Below are 6514 nucleotides of genomic sequence, written 5' to 3'. Positions count from 1 at the left end.
AAGCGACGCTTCACGGCAGCACAACTGCAGCAGCATGAAAACCGGACGCCTCGGCGTCCGGTTTTTTTTTCGATCAGATAAACATCCCGCCCGACACCTCGACGCGTTGCGCCGTCATCCATCGGTTGCCGTCCGAGAGCATCGCCACGATCGCACCGCCGATATCGTCCGGCAGACCCGCGCGCCCGAGCGCCGTGTTATCCGCGATGAACTGATTGGTATCGTGATCGTCGCGCACGACACCGCCGCCGAAGTCCGTCTCGATCGCGCCGGGCGCGATGGTATTCACCGTGATGCCGTGCGGCCCGAGCTCCTTCGCGAGATAACGCGTGAAGACCTCGATCCCGCCTTTCATCACCGCGTACGCCGCAAAACCCGGCAACGCGAAACGCGTGAGCCCGCTCGACACATTGAGAATCGCGCCTTCCTCATGCAGATAGGGCAGGAGCGTCTGCGTCAGGAAAAACGGCCCCTTCAACTGGACGTTGACCAGCTCGTCGAACTGCGCGGGTGTCGTGTCCGCGAAGAGCGCATGGATGCCGATGCCCGCGTTGTTCACGAGAAAATCGAAGTTCTCGCGCTCGAACGTGTCTTCGAGCGTCTTGCAGAGCGTGTCCCCGAAGGCGGCGAAGGTGTCGCATCGCGCGACATCGAGTTCCAGCATGGCCGCCTTGCCGCCGGCGTTCGCAATGTCGTCGACGAGCGATCGCGCGGCTTGCGCGTTGCGACGGTAGGTGCCGATCACGCCCGCGCCTTGTTCGGCGAGCTTCAACGCGGCGTTGCGTCCGAGTCCGCGGCTCGCGCCGGTGATGACGGCGATCTTGCCGCTCATGGTTCCATTCACGGTGACAGCTCCTTCGTTTGCGTGGCCGATGGTTCAATGTAGGACGGTGCGGCGCGCGCAGGAAAGGCGAGTCGATGCTGCGCCGCACAGGCGGCGGGCGCGGGCCTTGCTGTATCGCTTGATCGATGCACAGACCGGAGAGCCGCGCCATGTTCAATCGTGAAAGCAAGCAGGACCTTCCGAAGCCGCCCGCGAGTGTCGAACGACCGTTCAGGCTTTTTGCCGTGGAGCAGCGCGTGCTCGCTCAGAACGTCGACGGCAAGGTGATCGACATCGGCGGGATGGATTCGGACAACGGCCAGTTCTGCGCCTGCACGGATTCGGGCGATATCGTCACCGAGCCGAAGCGCAGCGCCGAGCTCGCGTTGAAGGCGCTCGTCGGCAAGCTGTCTTTCGAGTATCTCGATGGCCTGTTCACGAGCGAGCGCGAGGCCGAAGTGAACGGCCGTCTGCAGGATTATCCGAGCGTCGAGTTCGAACTCGACGAGACCTTGCCGAGCGGCATGACCCAGCGCAGGCCGCCGCATCTTTTCTAGCGATCAGGCGCGCGGCGGTGTTCCGGCGGGCGCGTTGCCGGGCATCGCCGTGCGCGACGGCCGCACGGGCGGCTCGCTGCGCGGCGGGAACATCGCGCCGACGAGCCGGTCGACGAAAAAGAAGAACTTGTCGGACGCATAGCCCGCGACGAACGCGATCGCGAGCGGCGACACGTCCTTGCCGCCTTCCAGCAGCTTGCTGAAGAGTCCGATCGAAATGCCGACGATGATCGCGCTCGTCACGTGCGCGCGATTCGCGACCTTCGAGTGCTCGGGATGGAACGTGTTGGCCGCCGAATCGGCAGAGAGTTGCCGCAGGATCGCGGCGCACGCGCCGAGCCACGCATAGAGCACCGGTAGAAGAAAGCCCGTCACCGCGCCGACGATCGACAGGATGATGTCGTTCGCATACAGCGCCATCGCGCGGATGTCCTGATACACCGCGATCTTTTGAAAGCCTTGCGCCACGGCGTCGAGATCGGTCGGCGGGTTGGCGTCGCCCGGCTCGGCATTCGGTTTTGCGAGCAGCGGCAGCGTGATTTCCAGCACCTTGCGCGCAACATCGGGATTGCATTGCCAGTCGCCGCTCGCGACCTTGCCGCCGTAGTACTTCGGGGAATGCGCGGTGCGATACGCGCCCTGGAAATTGAGCACGTTTTCTTCGGCATCGCACGGCGCCTTGTACGGACTGCGTATCGCGCCGAGACCGAGGCTCGTCGTGAATGCGCTGATGCGCGAGACGTCGGCGAAGAGTTGCCGGTTGTTGGTTGCGAAGCTCTGCAGCGCTTCCTTGATCTGCAACGCGGGCTGCGAATTTTGTAGCGCGATCACCGCGATCGCGTCGTTTTTCCTGTCGGCGTCCGCGATCGCGACCGCGTGCGCCTGCAACTGATTGTGCAGCGTGAGGGCAGCGGCGTCGTTCGCCTTGACGACAGCCGCGATATCCGTCGACACCTGATTCGCGACGAAGAGCAGGCACGACAGCGACACGACGAGCAGCGTCAGCGCGACCGCCGAATGCGTGTAGATGCGGATCGCGCGGCGAGCGCCTCGGCGCGCTTCGTCGCCCGCCGTTTCCGCGACGACCGGCGTCACCGCGTGCGCGATACGGCTCATCGCCGCGTAGAACGCGCTCTCGATCTCGGGATTCCACGTGTGATCCTGTTGCGCAGCGCGGGCCTTCGACATCGCCTCGATATCGTGCTCGTCGAGCACCTTGCCGTTCTGCGCACCGTACGAAACCATGTCGCGGCAGTGATCGAGATCGTCGACGATGCGCCGCCCAGGATACTGCACCGATGCCGCGATGCGGCTCATCGCGCCGTAGAACGCGCTGCCGATCGCGCGGCTCCAGATGCCCTGGTCGAAGGCGGCTCGCGCGCCGCGCACCGCATCGACGTCGGCTGTTTCGAGTACGGTGCCGGTTTCGGCCGCATGCGAGATGAGCGCCTCGCATTTGGCGATATCGGCCTCGGCGCGCGGGCCCGGCTGGCCGTCGCTGAAGTCGTCGTCGTTTGCGTCGTCGTTCGGTTGGTCGATATCGCTCGGGGCGACATGCCCGGTGAAATCCGCCGTCGTGGGTGAGCTCATGCCGGTCTCCTCATGTCCGGGCGGAGCATAGGCTACGGGCGGACGTCGGCCCGAGCAGCGCGCCCGGGCAGATGGTTTTACATGCAACTACTTACGCATGGTCGTCGTCGAGGCTACGGATCCAATGACGCGATGCGTCTGTCTCGCAAACGTTTGATAGACGAATTTCAGGCAACGTTATTGAACGAAGAGTGCACGCGTGAGCACACAAATCATCAGACAATACGGATTCCTTCATTATTTTCGATCGGCGGCGGCTCTGACTGAGCGGCGAGTGGGGGATACCGCAGATCATCCGAACCGTGAGCACGGACGCGGACGCAACGAAGGGCCGCACATGCGGATGCGAACTGGATTCTGGCCGAAAGAGCGTGGACGGAAAGGGCGATCCGGCCGGGCACGCGGCGCGCAGCTTTTGCGCCGATGTGCGATGCTGATCGCGCGGCAGCGCTCAAGGCCTGCCGCGTTCAATCGCGGGGTGAATCATGAAAAGAACGCCTTTCGCCACGGTCCTGGTCATTGCGGCGGCGACGCTCGCTGCACCGGCTTTTGCACGCGAAGACGGTCCGCGCTTCGCGCAGGACCGGCTCGATGCCCTCGTCGCCCAGCACAGGGAAGCGAGCCGGCATATCGCCCAAGGGCCCGCGCAGGAAAAACAAGCTCAGTCGAAAGCGCAGCAGCGCGGCGCTTCGTGATCTGACTTTGCTCGCGGCCTGACGGAGCAGAGTCGGGTCGCGATGTTCCTGAAAAGCTGGCGCGCATCGCGCCGGATGGGATCGCTCGTACTCAAAGGTATGGAAATTGCGGCCGCGGCCCGGGTGTTCCGCGGCCGCGCGCCGACGATCCTCCTTTTCACCTTCATACAGAGCCCATGACAAGGAAAGCCCTATCGATCGCCATCCTCTCCGTCTCCTTTCTCGCAGCAGGCTGCGCGGGTATCGGCCCAAGCCGCCTGAAGGCCGATCAGGTCGACTACGCCCGTGCACTCGGCGATGCGAAGAAGCGTGAAATTCTTGCTGCGATTGTCGGATTGCGCTTCGCCGACGCACCGTCGTTTCTCACCGTGAGCAGCATCATCGCCGCGTATACGTTCGATACGACGGGCGGCGTCGTGCTCAATGCCGGCTCCGGCGCGCAGCCGAATTATGCACAGGCGACGGGCAGCGTCTCTTACTCGAATCATCCGACCTTCACGTTTACGCCGACCACGGGCGACGCCTACGCGAGCGCCTATATTCGGCCGCTGTCACCGACGCTCGTGATGCCGCTTGCCGAAAGCGGCATTCCGATCGATCTGCTGTTGCGCATCACGGCGCAGTCGATCAGCGGTTTGCAGAACGGCACCGCGCTCGGCGGACCCAACGCATCGGGGTCGCCAGATTTCTTCCTGCTGCTACAGGCATTGCGCCGCTTGCAACTGGCGGGCGAGCTGAACATCGAAACGCGCAACTCGGACGATGACAAGAGCGGCAAGACCGACAAGCGCACGAGCGGCAACGGCGCCGACAAGGGCGGTGTGTTCATCACGCTCGGCGCGACGCGTAGCGGGACGAACAAGGAAGTTGTCGACGATCTCACGCTCGTGCGAAAACTGCTGCACCTCTCGCCGAAGATGAAGACCTACGAGATCGTCTACGGGCAATCGTCCGATCAGAACCGCATTCCGATGGTCACGCGCTCGGTGCTCGGCATTCTCACCGACCTCGGCGCGCAGATCGCGGTCCCCGACGAGCAGGTAGGCAGCGGCGCGACCAAGCCGAGCATCGGGTTGATCGGTGGAGAAACGCGGCCGACCATCGTCGTTCGGGTCGGCGAGAAGGTGCCGAGGGACGCTTACGTGAGCGTGCTCTACGACAAGGCCAACTACTGGATCGATCGCGGCGACTTCGATTCGAAATACGCGTTTACGGTCGTGCAAAACCTGATGGCGCTCGCGGAAGTCACGGATACGGCGAAGTCGCCGGTCGTCACCATTCCAGCGAACTAGACGATCCGGCGAATCAACGTCCGGTCGGCACGATGCGGCGATCCGCAACCGCCGCTCGATATCGAACATGCGTAACGCAAAATGCGATCGTGCATGAAGCATTTCGTGTGCAAAACGCAAAAGGGCGGCATCGCATGGATGCCGCCCTTTTGCGTTGCAGCCGGCGCAAACTGGCCGGCAGTGCTTATGGCTTACTGGCCGAAGTAGGCACCCAGCGCACGCGGCTGAGCGCCGACCGTGCGGCCCGATTGCGACGAGCCGTTTGCGACCGAGCCGTAGTCGCTCGATTGCACCGGCGCTTGCGCGAGCTGCTGCGCGCTCACGCGGGCTTGCGCGGCCTGAATATTCGACGGATACGACGGGTCGCTGATGTTCGGGTTGTAGCCGGCTTTCTCGAGTTGCACCAGCTCGGCACGCACTTGAGCGCGGCTGAGCGGCGCGTCCGATTGCTGAGCGAACGAGAGAGCGGGAGCGGCGAGAGCAGCGGCGAGGGCGACTGCGGAAATGAGCGTCTTCATGGTGACTACCTCCGATTCGGATTTCTGATCGTGCTGCCGGTTTGTATTAAGCAGCTGGTGAACGAAGTGTAAAGACGAGTGTTCCGAAGATCATTCTCGTTTCCGTTGAATGATCTTTGTCGATATAGGAATAATGGCGCCCGCTTATCGTTGCATTGCGTGAACGTGACCGCGCGATGGCGGCAATGACACGCTGCAGACGGCGTTGGCCTGTGTATTGGCGTTGCATCGCAATAGCTATAGCTCGGCGTGCATGTGGTTCTTTGCAAATTTCGTAAAGATGCTTCCTTCTCGCGGCGAATGATCATTCAGGGCTGTGCACCTACACTTCGGTCGTCTTCCCGGCATGGCTCGATTCTCGAACGCGCCGGGCTTCATCGAATAACAGGGAGAGTCGATCATGAAATCGTGGGTCAATGCCGTCATCGCCGTCACAGTCATGTCCGCGCCGCTTGCCTCGTTTGCGCAATCGAGCGCGCCCGTGAGCCGTGCAGAGGTTCGCGGAGAACTTGTTCAGTTGGAAAAGGCGGGTTATTCGCCTGTCGCGGAGGACGCGTCGTATCCGGCGAAACTGCAGACAGCCGAAGCGCGCGTTACCGATATGCGCATCGCTCAGGCACAGGCTGAAGGATACGGTTCGTCGACAGGCGCGGCGTCGCAAGCAGGCCACGCGAGCAAGCGCGTCGATCCGCAAGCCGTGTTCTTCGGACAGTGAAGCAAGGCAGCAATGTTCGACGATCGGCTCGCGTGACGTAGTGCGTTCTGGTCGGTTGCATACAAAGTTCGAAATACGCTTTACGTCGCGGCTTATGCGAGCGTGAGCGTGAAGCAACCTCCGCTGCCGGATTTCCCGGTGGTTTTGCCCAGTTCGTTTGACGACTGGGCTTTTTTGCGTCCAGCCGGTTGATTCGCATCGAAGTGGCCCGGGTTAACGCGATGCTATTCGAGTCGAGAAGATCGCGCGAAAAATTAATCAACCGTCCGGTCGGTTAATAGTTATACTCGCTCCATCGCATCTCAAAAAAGACAGCGGAGCCCG

Annotated in this window: 7 protein-coding genes; 4 read left to right on the top strand and 3 right to left on the bottom strand. The window is 62.4% G+C overall.

What is annotated here, in order from left to right:
• Nucleotides 1-73 precede the first annotated feature (73 nt).
• On the bottom strand, nt 74-832 hold the full coding sequence (locus U4Y90_RS35610) for an SDR family NAD(P)-dependent oxidoreductase (RefSeq protein ID WP_321801799.1): 759 nt from the start codon (nt 830-832) through the stop codon (nt 74-76).
• Between the two features lie 161 nt (nt 833-993).
• On the opposite strand from U4Y90_RS35610, the gene U4Y90_RS35605 reads away from it, so the two are divergent.
• Nucleotides 994-1380 carry a hypothetical protein gene (locus U4Y90_RS35605; protein WP_321801797.1) on the top strand — a complete coding sequence of 129 codons (387 nt, stop codon included), beginning with the start codon at nt 994-996 and terminating at the stop codon, nt 1378-1380.
• Between the two features lie 3 nt (nt 1381-1383).
• On the opposite strand, the gene U4Y90_RS35600 is transcribed toward U4Y90_RS35605, so the two are convergent.
• Nucleotides 1384-2970: a hypothetical protein gene (locus U4Y90_RS35600; protein ID WP_321801796.1), complete on the bottom strand. Its 1587-nt coding sequence runs from the start codon at nt 2968-2970 to the stop codon at nt 1384-1386.
• Between the two features lie 485 nt (nt 2971-3455).
• Here U4Y90_RS35600 and U4Y90_RS35595 point away from each other — a divergent pair, with 485 nt between their 5' ends.
• Nucleotides 3456-3665, top strand: a complete 210-nt coding sequence (locus U4Y90_RS35595; RefSeq protein WP_321801795.1) for a hypothetical protein — start codon at nt 3456-3458, stop codon at nt 3663-3665.
• Nucleotides 3666-3841: 176 nt separating this feature from the next.
• Nucleotides 3842-4957, top strand: coding sequence for a hypothetical protein (locus U4Y90_RS35590; RefSeq protein WP_321801793.1), 1116 nt, complete (start codon nt 3842-3844; stop codon nt 4955-4957).
• A 191-nt stretch (nt 4958-5148) separates the two neighbouring features.
• Here U4Y90_RS35590 and U4Y90_RS35585 read toward each other — a convergent pair whose 3' ends face one another.
• Nucleotides 5149-5475, bottom strand: coding sequence for a DUF4148 domain-containing protein (locus tag U4Y90_RS35585; RefSeq protein ID WP_321801791.1), 327 nt, complete (start codon nt 5473-5475; stop codon nt 5149-5151).
• Between the two features lie 400 nt (nt 5476-5875).
• Between U4Y90_RS35585 and U4Y90_RS35580 the strand changes: the two genes are divergently transcribed.
• Entirely contained in the window at nt 5876-6190 is a 315-nt protein-coding gene (locus tag U4Y90_RS35580) for a DUF4148 domain-containing protein (protein WP_321801790.1), read from the top strand.
• Nucleotides 6191-6514: the final 324 nt, after the last annotated feature.

This window comes from Caballeronia sp. J97, from assembly GCF_905220305.1.
Taxonomy (GTDB): domain Bacteria; phylum Pseudomonadota; class Gammaproteobacteria; order Burkholderiales; family Burkholderiaceae; genus Caballeronia.
Note: the sequence above shows the minus strand (reverse complement) of the source record. Positions and strands in the feature narration are given on the sequence as shown.